Origin of the sequence: Aeribacillus composti, assembly GCF_007827555.1 — a bacterium.
In the GTDB taxonomy this organism is placed as follows: Bacteria; Bacillota; Bacilli; order Bacillales; family Aeribacillaceae; genus Aeribacillus; species Aeribacillus composti.
The window spans coordinates 14,632-30,551 of sequence record NZ_VISS01000002.1 but is presented as its reverse complement, the minus strand read 5'-3'; the positions used below and the strand labels follow the sequence as shown (position 1 = coordinate 30,551).

General features: G+C 40.2%; 15 protein-coding genes and 1 other annotated feature. All 15 genes read right to left on the bottom strand.

What is annotated here, in order from left to right; all coding sequences use genetic code 11:
- Window positions 1-26: 26 nt before the first annotated feature.
- Window positions 27-503, bottom strand: coding sequence for a transcription elongation factor GreA (gene greA / locus FB379_RS01175; protein ID WP_063388001.1), 477 nt, complete (start codon window positions 501-503; stop codon window positions 27-29).
- Between the two features lie 195 nt (window positions 504-698).
- Complete coding sequence (locus FB379_RS01170) at window positions 699-1,970, bottom strand: peptidase U32 family protein (protein WP_063388000.1); 1,272 nt, start codon at window positions 1,968-1,970, stop codon at window positions 699-701.
- Between the two features lie 24 nt (window positions 1,971-1,994).
- Complete coding sequence (locus FB379_RS01165) at window positions 1,995-2,924, bottom strand: peptidase U32 family protein (RefSeq protein WP_144596739.1); 930 nt, start codon at window positions 2,922-2,924, stop codon at window positions 1,995-1,997.
- The gene (locus FB379_RS01160; RefSeq protein ID WP_144596737.1) at window positions 2,921-3,571 is read right to left on the bottom strand and encodes an O-methyltransferase; all 651 of its coding nucleotides are present in this window, start codon (window positions 3,569-3,571) and stop codon (window positions 2,921-2,923) included. Before FB379_RS01160 ends, FB379_RS01165 begins: the two co-directional genes overlap by 4 nt.
- Window positions 3,572-3,691: 120 nt before the next feature.
- Complete coding sequence (gene mltG / locus FB379_RS01155; RefSeq protein ID WP_144596735.1) at window positions 3,692-4,822, bottom strand: endolytic transglycosylase MltG; 1,131 nt, start codon at window positions 4,820-4,822, stop codon at window positions 3,692-3,694.
- 142 nt (window positions 4,823-4,964) lie between these two features.
- Window positions 4,965-5,243 carry a DUF1292 domain-containing protein gene (locus FB379_RS01150; RefSeq protein ID WP_063387996.1) on the bottom strand — a complete coding sequence of 93 codons (279 nt, stop codon included), beginning with the start codon at window positions 5,241-5,243 and terminating at the stop codon, window positions 4,965-4,967.
- Window positions 5,244-5,258: 15 nt separating this feature from the next.
- The gene (gene ruvX / locus FB379_RS01145) at window positions 5,259-5,675 is read right to left on the bottom strand and encodes a Holliday junction resolvase RuvX (protein ID WP_063387995.1); all 417 of its coding nucleotides are present in this window, start codon (window positions 5,673-5,675) and stop codon (window positions 5,259-5,261) included.
- 1 nt (window position 5,676) lies between these two features.
- A complete protein-coding gene (locus FB379_RS01140; protein WP_063387994.1) occupies window positions 5,677-5,943 on the bottom strand; it encodes an IreB family regulatory phosphoprotein in 267 nt (88 codons plus the stop codon).
- Between the two features lie 71 nt (window positions 5,944-6,014).
- Window positions 6,015-8,651 carry an alanine--tRNA ligase gene (gene alaS, locus FB379_RS01135; protein ID WP_144596733.1) on the bottom strand — a complete coding sequence of 879 codons (2,637 nt, stop codon included), beginning with the start codon at window positions 8,649-8,651 and terminating at the stop codon, window positions 6,015-6,017.
- A 72-nt stretch (window positions 8,652-8,723) separates the two neighbouring features.
- Window positions 8,724-8,930: a binding site (T-box leader), on the bottom strand.
- A 49-nt stretch (window positions 8,931-8,979) separates the two neighbouring features.
- Window positions 8,980-10,041, bottom strand: a complete 1,062-nt coding sequence (locus FB379_RS01130; protein ID WP_144596731.1) for an AI-2E family transporter — start codon at window positions 10,039-10,041, stop codon at window positions 8,980-8,982.
- A 72-nt stretch (window positions 10,042-10,113) separates the two neighbouring features.
- Window positions 10,114-10,299 carry a hypothetical protein gene (locus FB379_RS01125; protein ID WP_063387991.1) on the bottom strand — a complete coding sequence of 62 codons (186 nt, stop codon included), beginning with the start codon at window positions 10,297-10,299 and terminating at the stop codon, window positions 10,114-10,116.
- Window positions 10,300-10,498: 199 nt separating this feature from the next.
- Window positions 10,499-12,874, bottom strand: a complete 2,376-nt coding sequence (gene recD2, locus FB379_RS01120; protein ID WP_130158151.1) for an SF1B family DNA helicase RecD2 — start codon at window positions 12,872-12,874, stop codon at window positions 10,499-10,501.
- Between the two features lie 21 nt (window positions 12,875-12,895).
- Window positions 12,896-13,549, bottom strand: coding sequence for a tetratricopeptide repeat protein (locus FB379_RS01115; RefSeq protein WP_063388167.1), 654 nt, complete (start codon window positions 13,547-13,549; stop codon window positions 12,896-12,898).
- An 81-nt stretch (window positions 13,550-13,630) separates the two neighbouring features.
- A complete protein-coding gene (gene mnmA, locus FB379_RS01110; RefSeq protein ID WP_063387989.1) occupies window positions 13,631-14,746 on the bottom strand; it encodes a tRNA 2-thiouridine(34) synthase MnmA in 1,116 nt (371 codons plus the stop codon).
- Window positions 14,747-14,761: 15 nt separating this feature from the next.
- The gene (locus FB379_RS01105; RefSeq protein ID WP_130158149.1) at window positions 14,762-15,907 is read right to left on the bottom strand and encodes a cysteine desulfurase family protein; all 1,146 of its coding nucleotides are present in this window, start codon (window positions 15,905-15,907) and stop codon (window positions 14,762-14,764) included.
- Window positions 15,908-15,920 lie beyond the last annotated feature (13 nt).

Genomic DNA, 15,920 nt, shown 5'->3' with positions numbered 1-15,920 from the left:
TTAAACTATATTAAAGGCTATCAACATTAATCAACACGTACAATTTTGACTGTCATATCGCCGCCAGGCGTCTGAACTACAACTTCTTCCCCTACTTGACGGCCGAGCAGGCTTTTAGCCATCGGAGAATCATTGGAAATTTTCCCTTCGAAAGGATCTGCTTCTGCACTTCCGACAATTGTATAAGTTTCTTCTTCTCCATCAGGCAATTCAATAAACGTAACAGATTTTCCAAGTGAAACAGTTGTTTTATTTTCTGTGTCTTCTTCAATAATTTTCGCATTGCGAATCATATTTTCGAGCGTTGTAATGCGTCCTTCTACAAAAGCTTGCTCTTCTTTTGCTGAATCATATTCAGAGTTTTCTGATAGGTCGCCAAATGATCTTGCCACTTTTATTCGTTCTACAACTTCTTTTCGCTTTACCGTTTTTAAATACTCAAGTTCTTGTTCAAGTTTTTCTTTCCCAGCTTTCGTCATAGGAAATACCTTTTCTTCCGCCATAATAGTCCTCCTTTTCTTTATATCCCCCTAATGGTTCCTAAAAAATGAAAGAACTTTTCTGCCGTTCTTTCGACAGAAAAGAATCTTTTATAACATAGTTATAGAAGGAAATATTTATCTATGATATGTTATTACAAAATAATCGGCAGTTCAAGAAACGTTTTGCTTTTTTATAAAAAAATCCAGATTCTTCCCCTATCTTGTCTCTTTTCTCATCATATTATACGGATATAGCGGATGCTCGCACTTGAAGCGGATTATTTGCAAAGGATGTCTTGCTGCATCCAATTCATTTCCGTCTTCATCCCAAATTTTATCGATGACAATGCGAAAATTGTCAATTTGCGGACCGAAAAATTCTACTTCGTCACCGGGTCTGAAATGGTTTCTTTGCTGCAATGTCACCATTTTCGTTTCTGGATTCCAGTCAAGCACAAGCCCGACAAAGTCGTATGCTGTTTTTTTGCTGTGAGTGCCAAATAATTGCTCTTGATAACCAGGCACTCCTTCAAAAAAGGCAGGAGCCGTTTCTCTGTTCGCGCATTTATCCAATTCTTCCAGCCATTCCTGTTTCATGACAAAATGATCGGGATCGGCGCAGTATGCATCAATGACTTTGCGATATACACTGACAACAGTTGCAACATAGTGAATGGATTTCATGCGGCCTTCAATTTTCAAGCTGTCGATCCCCATTTCAATCATTTTCGGAATCGACTCAACCAATTTTAAGTCTTTAGCGCTCATTGCAAATGGCGAGTCTTGCTCATCAAACATAGGCACTTCTTTGCCTTTATAATATTCATATAAATCATAATCCCATCGGCAGGACTGACAGCATCCTCCTCTGTTTGAATCTCGCGCTGTCATATGATTGCTTAATGTGCAGCGGCCTGAATAGGCAATGCACATCGCGCCGTGAATAAACGTTTCGATTTCAATATCTACTTTTTCTTTTATTTCTCTAATTTCTTCAGCGCTCGTTTCCCGTGCTAGGACGACCCGCTCCAAACCTTCCTCCTTCCAAAATTGGACAGCTTTCCAATTCGAAAGGGATTGCTGAGTGCTTAAGTGGACTTCCAATTTTGGGGCTACCTTTCTGCACGTTTCAATAATGAGGGGATCTGCGACAATGACCCCTGACACTCCTGCATCTTCGAGCGCTTTTAAATATTGATCGAGTCCAGGAATGTTTTCATTATGTGCATAAATGTTTGTCGTCACATATATTTTTGCCCCGTACTGATTAGCAAATTGAACTCCTTCTTTAATTTCCTCAATGGAGAAATTATCGGCATTGGAACGCAAGCCGTACTCTTGTCCGCCAATGAAGACGGCATCAGCACCGTACATGACGGCGATTTTTAATTTCTCCAAATTTCCGGCAGGTGCAAGAAGTTCAGGTTTTTTCGTTATGACCCTTTTGCCGTTGATAATTGTTGAAATTTTATCTTTCACAACCGGCATGCGAACTCCTCCTTTAACGTTTTTTTAATAAACGGTCTCTTTAAAGAAAAATCCTGTATCCAACGGGCGGTTTGGCGGCTGTATTTCCTCAATTTCAGCGTACAGCTTGTCTTTAACATTTTCATATTGCTCTCGATCCTCAGCGCATAAATCGATCGCCTTCCGATACTTTTTCGTCACTTCTACAATATATTCCGGAGTTTTCAGCACGCCATCTATTTTAAAAGAATCAATTCCTGCATCAACCAGTTCCTCCAGCTCGTCAATGATGCAAATATCATTCGGACTCATAATATGGGTTCCATTTTCATCCTCAAAAATTGGATATTTGTTATTTCTCTCTTTATCATGTAAAAACATATTTTTGCCGTATTTATAATTGTGAATTTCCATCGCTTTCCCACGATATTCAAAATAATTGCCGATAAGAGATCTTTTGGACTGAAACATGCACGTCATTCCGTGGACTTGGACTTCTATTTCCACTTCTGCATGCTCTTTCGTTTCAATGACAGCTTCCATGCTTAACTCCCGAGCTAGTACTGCACGCTTGGCGCCTTTCCTTCCCCAATAGTTGCATGCATACCAGTTGGTCGCGGTTGTTTCCGTATTCCAATGGAGCTTCATCTCCGGAGCAACTTCCCTAACAGTCATTAACACTGCTGGATCACCGAATACAATCGCATCTGCCTTCGCATTATGAACAAATTTTACATAATCTGCAAGCTCGTCTACTTTATCATTATGAAAAATTGCATTCATTGCAACGTATACTTTTTTTCCATATTGATGGGCAAGGTCAATCGCATCTAATACATCTTTTCGACGAAATTCCCCTGCAAGCCTTAAGCCATAACGCTGTTCGCCGATGATAAAAGCATCTGCGCCAGCTTTGCAAAGGCTCTCAATATTTTTGACATTTACAGGTGTGACGAGCAGTTCGGGTTTTTTCATTCCCCTTCACCCCTTTTTATACTGAAGGCTAATCCGTCGCCTATCGGAATAATAACGGTATCCCAATCGGGCTGATTCATTAGCCATTCATTATATTCTTTAATTTTCTTCGCTAAAGATTTTAACCTTTTTGATTCTATCATTTCTTCAGCGACTAGTCCTTTAAAAAGAACATTATCCGAAAAAACGACCGCTCTTTTTGACAGCAAAGGTTCATATGCTTGAAAAAAACGTTTATATTGCCCTTTGCTCGCATCGATAAAGAGCGCATCAAACGGACCGTCAAGCTTGACTTCCTGTACGATTTCTAGAGCATCACCGTGATAAATGGTAATTTGATTTTCAAGACCGCAAGCTCGAATATTTTGTTCCGCTAGTTCAAATCGATGAGGATCTATTTCAGTCGTTACAATTTTTGTGTTCGGCAGCGCTTTTGCCATCCGAATCGCCGAATAGCCGATCGCCGCCCCAATTTCCAATATTTTGTTCGGCTGATGGAGCTTTAAAATATGAAGCATGACAGACAGCGCCCGCTCTTCCATAATCGGCACCTTCTGCTCTTTTGCATATGCTTCTAATTGAACTAATTTTTCATCTTTGTTAGTAGAAAAATTTGCTAAATATTCCTCAATTTTTTTGTTTGGCAAAATGGACACTCCTAAAAAACTCCCTTAATCAAAGAAGAGTTCTGTTCGAACTCTTCAAGTTTGTTTTTTTAGCTCGATATATTTTAACATAAAAGAAAAAGGAATGCGAATCGCAAACCTTTAATCCTTTTCCGTAATATGCTTAGCTTTTTCTTTGTTATGCTCATCCAGCGTCTTCGTAAATATAACTTCCCCTTCTTTCGTTGCGAGAAAATAAAAATAGTTTGTATCGGCAGGATTTGCTACAGCATCTAGTGACTGCTTGCCAGCATTGGCAATCGGCCCCGGCGGAAGTCCTTTATTTTTATATGTGTTATAGGGAGAATTGACTTCTAAATCTTTATAGTATACGCGCTCCTTATGCTTTCCTAATGAATATAAAACGGTTGGATCTGTCTGGAGAGGCATGTTCTTTTCTAAACGATTGTAAAAAACGCTGGCTATTTTTTCCCTGTCGGCTTTTTCCGTCGCTTCCTCCTCCACTAAAGACGCTAATGTTAAAAATTGATGAGTGGAAAGACTCAGCTCTTTCATTTTGTTTCTATAAGGAACAAGCATTTCATCTGTCTTTTTAATCATTGTTTCAATGATTTCCGACAACGGAGGAGATTCCTCATAAAACGAATAAGTAGCCGGATACAAATATCCTTCCAATGCATATTTTATACGTCCGTTGAAAATGTCATCTGTTATTGTATTAGGATACTTTTTTTGCATTTGTTTGATAAACTTTTGGTTTGTTAATTGGTTCATAATTTCTTTTTTTGAATAGGGAGTATGTTTGGCGATGATGTCAGCAATTTCTGATAGTTGCAATCCTTCCGGGATCGTCAATTTAATAGCTGCTTCTCCCATTAATTCGCCTTTTTTTAAGCGTTCAACGATTTCTTGAATCGTCATCGATTGATTAAATTGATAATTTCCTGCTTGAAACCCTGATTCATTTTTAAATTTCACGTAATATTTAAACACGATCGCACTTTTAATGATGTCATTTTTTTCTAAAATAGAAGCAATTTGCGATACGGAAGATCCAATCGGAATTTGTACCTTTACAGGTTCCTTATTATCCGGATCAACAGGCTTTAATGCAGATCGCACATATAAATACCCGCCGCCAATCACTCCAGCAAATATAACAACAAAGGCAATCAGGACAGTTAACACAGTTTTTCGAACAATTTTCGCTATATGCAGTTTTTCTTGGAGTTTCTTATCCAAAAATTCCTTATTCGAATCCGAATCCGCCATCAATTCATCCTCCTTCCGTCCCGATTATTATACTACATACACGCATTTATTCGTCAAAAATCTCCATTTTTTTATAGGAAGAAATTGTTTTTTTCATTTGGATGTAAATCACCTCAACAAAAAAAGCACCGCAAAACGGTGCTTATTCCTCTTCTAAAAATGTATTTAAAACGGCCTCGATCATTTCCCATTCTTCATCGGTTTCCACAGGCTCCAGCTTCCCGCCTTCACCGTCTTCATTGGGAATGTAGCTTGCTGCATGAATTTCTATTCCATCTTCGTCTTCCTCATCATCGATGCCGATCGGATAATAAAGAACGTAAGATTTGTCAAATTCGTCCGAATTAAACGTAAACAAAATTTCATATAGTTGTTCATTACCGTTTTCATCAATAACGGTAATATGTTTTTCACCTTCCACTTATTTCACCTCAATTTATTGTTGACTGTCCAAATAACTTTGCAAAATAATCACCGCAGCCATTTTATCAATGACTTGCCGTCTTTTTCGCCGGCTTACATCCGCCTCAATGAGAAATCTTTCGGCTTCCATCGTCGAAAGGCGCTCATCCCATAAAATGACCGGAAGCTGAAACTGCTCTTTCAAAAGCGCGGCAAAGCGCTCGCTTGCTTCTCCCCTTGGTCCAACGGTGCCGTTCATATTTTTCGGATACCCGACTACTATTTTTTCTACCTCGTATTTCTTTATCAGTTCAGAGAGTCTTTGAATCCCGAACTCGCCTTCATCTTCATTTATGCTGATCGTTTCCACACCTTGAGCAGTCCATCCCAGCTCATCGCTTACCGCAACTCCTAATGTTTTTGAACCTAAGTCTAACCCAATGATTCGCATTTTATTCCTCACGGTTGTTTTTCAAATAAAATTTTACAAGCTCTTCAATTAATTCATCTCGTTCAATTTTTCTAATCAGATTGCGTGCGCCGTTATGTCTAGGAATGTAAGCAGGATCTCCGGACAACAAATAGCCGACGATTTGATTGATCGGATTATAACCCTTTTCTTCCAGTGCATTGTATACGGCACTTAGAACTTCCTTGACATTTGTCTCAACAGGTTCTTCTGAAAAATTAAACTTCATCGTTTTATCGAAGGAACTCAATTTTTGCACCTCTTTCCTAGACTAAAAAGCGAATCTGCTTGTCTACATCCATTTTACACTATGACTGGAATTTATGAAACGGATTTCACCCAGTCTTCGACAAAACGAAGAGCTTCAGCTAACCGTTCAGGATTTTTTCCTCCCGCTTGAGCCATGTCAGGTCTTCCGCCGCCTCCTCCTCCACAGCGGCTTGCAATTTCCTTAATTAATTTTCCAGCATGGAACCCTTTGTCAACTAAGTCTTTTGTGATGCCGGCTGCTAAATTTACTTTTCCGTCTGATACCGTTGCTAGCACAACAATTGCCGAGCCGAGCTTTTGCTTCAGTTCATCGACCATGCCGCGCAATCTGTTCATATCTTTCACTTGAACTTTTTCCGCAAGAACTGTTACACCGTTGATCGTTACCGCTTTTTCAGCGATGTTCTCCGCTTCCAGATTGCTAAGCTTCATCGTAAGAGATTCATTTTCCCGCTGTAGTTCTTTTATTTCTTGCTGCAGACTGTCAATTCTCTCCGGCAGATTTTTTACATTCGCTTTCAGTTTTGCCCCAATTTCCTTTAACAATAAATATTGTTCATTCATAAACCGGTACGCTTCTTTTCCTGTCACCGCTTCAATTCGGCGGGTTCCTGCACCAATTCCAGTTTCGGAAACAATCTTAAACAGTCCGATTTCCGCTGTATTTGTTACATGGCATCCGCCGCAAAGCTCAAGCGAATAATCGCCTACTTGAACAACGCGAACAATTTTCCCGTATTTTTCTCCAAATAAAGCCATCGCGCCCATCGCTTTCGCTTCGTCAAGAGGCATGTGCTCGATAGAGACTGGAATGCTTTCCCAAATTTTTTCATTTACAATTCGTTCAATTTCTTCCAGCTCTTCTGTTAAAACTTGTCCAAAATGTGAAAAGTCAAAACGGAGACGGTCGGAAGCAACAAGCGATCCAGCTTGGTTGACATGTACGCCCAGCACGTCCTTCAGCGCTTGGTGCAGCAAATGTGTCGCTGTATGATTTTTCACGATTGATTTTCTAGACTCTGCACAAACGGAAGCGTAAACTGCTGCTCCTTTTGTCAAAACGCCTTTTTCGATGACAGCCCGGTGCAAGTGTTGGCCGTTCGGCGCTTTTTGCACATCTTTTACGTTTAAGACCACATCATCATTTTTGATGATTCCTTTGTCTGCAATTTGACCTCCGCTTTCAGCATAAAAAGGCGTCTCGTCCAATATAATTTGGACCTCTTCCCCGCTCTCGGCTTGATCGACTAATTCCCCATCTTTTATGATCACAAGCACCCGTGCATTTGCTTCTAGGGTATTGTAGCCGACAAATTTGCTTTCCTCTTTTAATTCCACAAGAATTCCGCTTTGCACTTGCATCGAGTCGACATCCTGTCTGGCTTTTCTTGCACGTTCTTTTTGATGCTCCATTTCTCGTTCAAAGCCTTCATAATCCAGCTCCATGCCTTCATCTTGTGCGTATTCCTCCGTCAATTCCACTGGAAAACCATATGTGTCGTAAAGCCGAAACACATCTTCGCCTGGAATTATTCGGCTACCCTGTTCTTTCTGCTTTTTGATTACATCCGCTAAAATGGCAAGCCCTTCATGGAGAGTCTCATGGAAACGCTCTTCCTCATTTTTAATTACCTTTTGAACAAAGGATGCTTTTTCTTTTACTTCCGGATAGTAATCGTTCATAATTTCCGCTACAACCGGAACTAATTCATACATAAACGGGCGGTCTATGTTGATCGTTTTTGCATACCTAACCGCTCTGCGGATAAGACGGCGAAGTACATACCCTCTGCCTTCATTAGAAGGTAGCGCGCCGTCTGCAACAGCAAATGTAACCGTGCGGATATGGTCGGCAATCACTTTAAAAGCGACATCTTTCTCTTTGTCGGTTCGATAAGCTTCCCCCGAAATCTTTTCGGTAGCTTGAATGATCGGTAAAAAGAGATCTGTGTCAAAGTTGGTCGGCGCATTTTGAATGACAGAAACCATTCGCTCTAAGCCCATGCCTGTATCAATATTCTTTTTTGGAAGCGGAGTGTAAGTTCCATCAGGATTATGATTAAATTGAGAAAAAACAAGATTCCAAACTTCCAAATAGCGTTCGTTTTCACCGCCGGGATAAAGTTCCGGATCATTTGGATCGTTTCCAAATTCTTCTCCACGATCATAAAATATTTCAGTATTTGGTCCGCTTGGCCCTTCACCAATATCCCAAAAATTTCCTTCCAAACGGATAATTCGTTCTTCCGGCAACCCGATTTTATTTTTCCAAATGTCATACGCCTCTTCATCTTCCGGATGAATAGTAACTGATAATCTATTTGGGTCGAAGCCAATCCATTTTTCGCTTGTTAAAAATTCCCATGCCCATTCAATCGCTTCTTCTTTAAAATAGTCGCCGATTGAGAAATTTCCGAGCATTTCGAAAAATGTATGATGGCGCGCTGTTTTTCCGACATTTTCAATATCGTTTGTTCGGATTGATTTTTGTGCGTTAGTAATTCTCGGATTTTCAGGAACAACCCTTCCGTCAAAATATTTTTTCAATGTTGCGACACCGCTGTTGATCCACAATAGTGACGGATCATCAACCGGAATTAAAGAAGCGCTCGGTTCAACCGAATGTCCTTTTTCCTTAAAAAAATCTAAAAACATTTGACGAACTTGTGCTGAAGTGAGCTTTTTCATGGCATTCCTCCTAAAATGTCTTCATTTTTCTCGCAAAATAAAAACTCTCGCCTATGTAAATGCTCTGATTTACACAGGGACGAGAGTTACTCGCGGTACCACCCTGATTATGAGCCAATTGCTCATCACCTTCATTTGCCGTAACGTGGCATTTTCGTCAGGTTTTGCCTGCACTCAGAATTAGCGTTCTGTTGCCCTTCATCTAGAGCTTCTTTCAGCCTCGGAAGCCCCTCTCTTTTAAGATGGACTGCAACATACTCGATTCGTCATCGCTTTCATGCACTTATTCCATGTCTATCACGAATTATAGACAAGGAAAAATCGCTTGTCAATGCGCTTTCCTTAGACGGATGATATGCAGCAATATCTCTTTCAGAACAGTGATAAAAGGCACAGCTAAAATTAAACCGATCACTCCGCCGATTTCTCCGCCCGCCAAGAGCGCCATAATAATCACCATCGGATGCATATGCAGGCTTTTCCCAACGATGAAAGGGCCAAGAATATTACTTTCAATAAATTGCAGCCCAAAAATGATGAAAAGCACTACAATTATTTTGTTAATGGAGAGCGTTGCAGCGACCATCAAAGCAGGAACCGCACCGATAAATGGACCGAAATAAGGAATAATATTGGTCATTCCGATAATCGTCCCTAAAATTAACGGATATTTAATTTTAAACAGCCAAAACAAAATCGAAGCCGCCAGCCCGATCAGAAAACAAACAAATAGTTGCCCCCGCAAATAACTTCCGAGCGACTCATCGACGTTTTCTAAAAAACGTCTCCCTTCACGTCTCCATTTCTTCGGGGTGAAGTACCAAATGGCTTTTTTCATTTTCTCATAATCTTTCAACATATAAAAAACGAGAAAGGGAATGGCACCAATAATAACAGCATAATCAATAATTGACTTCATGCTTGAAAGCATCCGTTCAAGAAAGGCAGCGACGGATGTTTCCATTCCAGCAATAAAAGATTCAATTCGATGATGAATTTCTCCAGGTAAATTGGTTGTTCCGTCATGAATTTTATCCGTCCAGCTTTGGTAATATTTTGTAAACATAGGGATATTTTCGGAAAGGTCTTTCATTTGTTCAACAAAAATTGGGACACCTTTATAAAAGCTAAAACCGACTCCTCCGAAAAAAATAAAATAGATGATGAGAATCGAACATGTTCTTGGAACACCTGAACGGTAAAGTTTTTCCACTACGGGATGAAGCAAGTAGGTAATGAAGCCGGAAAGCATAAAAGGAATTAAAACAGCTTTTAACATTTTGAAAATAGGAAACCAAATGACTTTTAGCTGAAGAACCATATATACAAACAATGATAAAATGAGAAAAAAAATGATTCGGAAAAGCCATTTCCGCTCTCGCTCATTCATCCCGCATCCCTCCTCTTATTATTTTGAGGAATGCTCACGAAAATATGCATGAAGGCGCCCATTTTAGGCGCCTCAAATCGCACGATCTTCTTCAGGAAACAAGTCATCTAAAGAACTTAGTGTTCCGTCTTCTTCTACTTGATGTGTGTGAATAATGCCTTTTGTAACGGTAAGCTCAATAAAACAATGCCAACAATAATACTGATTGACTCCGATTTTTCCAATATCTTTGCTTTTACAATTCGGACATGTAAACAAACAGGGACACCTTCTTTATTCATTTATTTAATTATTTATTAATCCGGTATGTTCTCGCTATGCACACTACTATTTGTTACCATTTTCAAAAAAATTATACGTCTCTATAAAGCATGCTTTTTTATGCTTAAACAATTTGTCCCCTGTTTGTAGCATCATCTGTCAATCGTTATCGATCTTATGGAAAGGAACAAATTTATTATCCTTCGCCCTCTTCCATAAAATCATATGGAGTGATGTTCTCCATCCCAATGTTGGCATCTTCTAGTGGAAAAGGAAGCTCCTCTTTCAGCTCGGCAAGTTCAGACGTTTTCAGCCTCTCTTTTAAGGTTGTCTGCCTCATTGACTCCTGATTGTTGTATACTCCCATTTTTAACGCTTCCCATTCTCCGCACATAATTAAAAATTGCTTGCTCCTTGTAACAGCTGTATAAATCAAATTTCTTCTCAACATCCGAAAGTAGCCTTTTACTACCGGCAAAATGACAATCGGAAATTCGCTTCCCTGCGCTTTATGGATGGAGCAGCAGTAAGCATGAGTAAACTGATTAAAATCTTGCTTCGTATAGGTTACTTCGATACCGTCGTAAGAAATGACCACCATATCTTCTTTTTCGACATTTTCTTTTGCGTAAAAAATAGAAACAATCTCCCCAATATCGCCATTAAACACGTTTTGATCAGGCTGATTGACGAGCTGCAGCACTTTGTCCCCGATTCGGTAAATAACGTTGCCATGCTTGATCTCTCTTTTTTCTTTTGAAGGGGGGTTTAACATTTCCTGAAGCATTTCATTCAACTGATCAATGCCGGCAATCCCTCTGTACATCGGTGCCAACACCTGTATATCCTTCGCAGAATATCCTTTTTTCAAAGCGTTCTCAATTACTCTCGTTATAACTTCTTTTATTTGTGATGTTGTACAAGGAATAAACGATCTGTCTTGTGTCGTTTGCAAAAGGTTCGCTGGAAGAGTTCCTTGGCGGATTGAATGGGCCAAATCAATAATTGTAGATCCTTCTGCCTGTCTATAAATATCTGTCAGTGTAACAACTGGGATTCGTCCGGATTGAATCAAATCGCGAAGCACTTGGCCGGGTCCAACGGATGGAAGCTGGTGTTCGTCTCCGACAAGAACAATTTGTATGTCCGAAGGAAGCGATTTAAACAATTGATGCATGAGCCAAATATCAACCATTGATACTTCATCAACAATCAGAAGCTTTCCAGAAATCGGATGATCCTCATTGTGTTCAAATCCTTCTGAACCATTCCATCCTAAAAGGCGGTGGATTGTGACGGCAGGAAGACCGGTTGCTTCTGCCATTCTTTTTGCAGCTCGTCCGGTAGGTGCCACCAGTACAATGGGAAACGGCTCTTCCTTCTTTTGATATTCTTTTGGGTTCAATGAAAGGCCGTGGAGGTTCGCATAAATTTCAACGATGCCTTTGATAACGGTTGTTTTTCCCGTTCCAGGCCCGCCGGTCAGCAAAAGAATCGGCGAATGAATAGCCCGCTGAATGGCTTCTTTTTGAGAGGGGGCATACTGAACATTCATTTTTTCTTCCAGTTTTCCTAACTCCAGCAAAAATTCTGATTCAGGAAACATATCTTGAAATTGGTTTTGGGTTAAAATTTCTTCAATATTATTGGCAAGTCCCACTTCAGCATAGTAAAGAGAGGGTAAATAAATTCGATCTTCCTCGACGATAATTTTTCGATCTTCTTCCAATTCAAGAATGATTCTTTCAATATCCTGATCAGATATGTCTTCTCCATTTTGGGTGAGCAATTTTTTCGCTTTTTCCATCAGCTGAACTTTTGTAACATATACATGTCCTTCTTTTACAGCATCTTGTTCAATAGTGAACAAACAAGCCGCCTTCAGCCGGTCGGGATGATTGCCGGAGATCCCAAGCTCTCTTCCAATTTCATCCGCTCGAATAAAGCCGATCCCTTCAATATCTTCCACCAATTGATATGGGTTTTTTTGAATGATTTTAAGCGTATCCTCCCGATACAGCTGATAAATTTTCATCCCAAGTGCAGGCCCAATGCCAAGCTGATTTAATCCGATTAAAACCCCTTCTAAACCTTGATGTTCCTTCAGTGTTTCAGCCAGTATTTTGGCTTTTTCCTTTGAAAGCTTCTTCACTCTTTTTAATGAATCGGGATCCTCCAAAATAATCGAAATCGCATGTTCCCCCAGTTCATTCACGATCGCTTCCGCTGTTTTTTTGCCGATTCCTTTAAAAAGCCCGCTTGATAAATATTGAATAACTCCTTCTTTCGTAGTTGGAAGCTCCTTTTGAAAACGCTCAGCTTGAAATTGTACGCCGAATTTTGGATGGTATTTTTTCGCGCCAAAAAACGTATAGCTGTCATGTAATTGGAGAAGAGGAAAAAAACCCGTCACGGTCACTTGATCTTGCTCAAACTGTTCATTCGTCTCTTCAATTTTCACTTTAATAACAGTATAAAAATTTTGCTCATTCTGGAACACAATATGTTTAATGACTCCGCGAACAAAAGGAGTACTTTCCTCATGAAACAAACTCTCCTGTTGACCGCCCATCCTCTTTCCTCCTAATTTCGTTTAAATCATTTCTTCTAACAGCCTTTTCCCGTTGCCCGCAAGCAAATGATCCGGTTGAATGGAAAGCGCCATATCAAACATTTTTAAAGCTTCTTCCCTATTTTCTTCAAATGCGTACGCAACACCTAAATTATAATAAGCATCTGCGTGATGTTGATCGAGGTCGATCGTTTTTTCAAACTCTTTTTTTGCTTCTTGAATGTGGCCTGCTTGTGCTAAACATAAACCATATTGAAAGTGAGCGCTGGCGTCTTGTTCATCCAGCTCAACCGCCCGCAAAAAATACGGAAGTGCAAGACGGGGCTGTTCAAGCTGGTAAAGAGACATTCCAAGCATAAAATAGACATCTTTATGAGCAAGCCCATACTTTTCCGCCTGATCAAAAAATGTTTTCGCTTTATGATAATCTCCCGCATTATAATGAACGGTTCCAATGCCGTAATACGCAGTAGCCGTCCCTTTATCAATCTCAATCGCCTTTTCATAAAATTTCAATGCTCTTTCTGCATCACCTGAAGAGGCAAGCAAATTCCCAAAATTTACGTATAACACAGGATCGTTTGGATTTTCTTCCAATGCTTCTGCAAAATATTTCGCTGCTTCTTCCCATTTCCCTTCTTTTATTGCTTCTAAAGCCAGTTGATTTTTATGCATCCATTTCATCCTTTCACATCCAAAGGCAAAGAGGCTGCGCCAAGTTAACAAATCTCATTCCGATCGGTACAGCTTATCTCTTTAACCGACATACCACAGTTTTTCGCCGTTGCGAAATACTTTATCGATAATGCCGCCTCCCAGACATTCCTCTCCATTATAAAAAACGACAGCTTGTCCTGGTGTAACGGCACGGACCGGCTGTTCAAACGAAATTTGTGCAGTTTGATCACCGATCATTTTCACTTTTACCGGCTGATCAGGCTGGCGGTAGCGAAATTTTGCGGTGCAAACAAGCTCATCTGTTGGTTTTACACCGGTTATCCAGTTTACATTTGTTGCGATAATGGAGTCTGAATATAAATGTTCATTATGAAATCCTTGTTCAACATATAAAATATTATTTTTTAAATTTTTTCCAACCACAAACCAAGGATCGCCATTTCCTCCTATTCCGAGTCCATGGCGTTGACCGATCGTATAATACATAAGCCCGTCATGCTTCCCTTTTACCTCACCAGACAACGTCTCCATTTTGCCGGGTTGAGCAGGTAAATACTGGCTTAAAAATTCTTTAAAGTTCCGCTCGCCAATAAAGCAGATGCCTGTTGAATCTTTTTTCTTTGCTGTTGCCAAGTTTGCTTTTTCCGCAATTTCTCTAACTTCTTTTTTTTCAAGATGCCCGATGGGGAACATGACCTTTGACAGTTGCTTCTGATTCAGCTGATTCAAAAAATACGTTTGATCTTTGTTTGGATCCTTTCCTCTGAGCAATTTGTACACACCATCGCGGTATTTTACCCGTGCATAATGACCTGTTGCGATATAGTCCGCGCCTAAGTCAGCTGCATGCTCCAAAAAAGCTTTAAATTTAATTTCTTTATTGCACATGACATCGGGATTTGGCGTTCTTCCAGCTTTATATTCCTCTAAAAAGTAAGTGAACACTTTATCCCAATACTCTTTTTCGAAATTCACTGCATAATAAGGAATCCCAAGCTGATTGCATACACGGATTACATCATCATAATCTTGCGTTGCCGTACATACGCCGTTTTCATCCGTATCATCCCAATTTTTCATAAAGACCCCGATGACTTCGTACCCTTGTTCTTTTAGGAGCAAAGCAGTTACAGATGAATCTACTCCGCCAGACATCCCGACTACGACTCTTGTTTCATGCGGCGCCTTTTCCATCTCTCTCACCTCTTTCTATTTTGACGTTAACCTTTTAACAATCTCGGCTGTTTTTTTGGCAGCCGATTCAATTTGTGCCTCCGTATTTCCTAAGCCGAAGCTGAATCGAACCGATGAAGTTATTTCTTTTGAATTTTTGCCAAACATTGAAACGAGCACATGCGACGGTTCAACTGATCCTGCTGTACAAGCTGAGCCGCTTGATGCCGCAATTCCCGCCAAATCGAGGTTGACAAGAAGCGATTCAACATTTGTTCCCGGAAAGAAAACGTTTAATATATGAGGCAGGCTGTTGTCAATCGAGCCGTTCACAGCGAAGGAAATGCCCTCTTGTTCAAACACATCGATCATGATTTGTTTAAAATGCACATATTGCTCTGTTTTTTCCTTTCTTGTTTGTTCTGCAATTTTTGCGCTTTCTGCAAACCCGATAATCGCTGGAACATTTTCCGTTCCGGCTCTTCTCTTCAATTCCTGCTCACCGCCATGCATGCGCGGAGTGAATTTCACCCCAGCTTTTGCATATAAAAAACCGATCCCTTTCGGCCCATTTATTTTATGACCGGAAACCGACAGCAGATCGACATTCAGCTCGCGAACATCAATTGGAACGAGTCCGTATGCTTGAACTGCATCGGTATGAAAATACGCTTGATGGTTTTGTAATAAGCTTCCTATTTCTGAAATAGGCTGTAAGGCACCTACTTCATTATTTCCATACATGACTGTGACAAGAATCGTTTCATCTTTTAAAGCTTTTTTAAGATCATCGACAGAAATAACTCCCGATTGATTGACAGGCAAATACGTAACGTGAAATCCGTTTTTTTCTAGATAGCGGCAAGATTGGAGGACAGCCGGATGCTCAATTTCTGTTGTGATAATATGGTTTCCTTTTTCTTTATTAGCAAGCGCTGTTCCAATCACCGCTAAATTATCTGCTTCTGTTCCTCCGCTTGTAAATATGATTTCTTTTGGATCGGCATGAATACTTTTGGCAAGGAGCTCTCGAGCCTCATCCACTTCTCGTCTGCTTTCTCTGCCAAAAGAATGGATGCTAGACGGATTGCCGAAATAATCCTTCATAAAGGTTGTCATTTTATCCAAAACTGCGGGATGGACTGGCGATGTTGCCGCATGATCCAAATATATCCGTTCCAAAGTTAATTCCTCC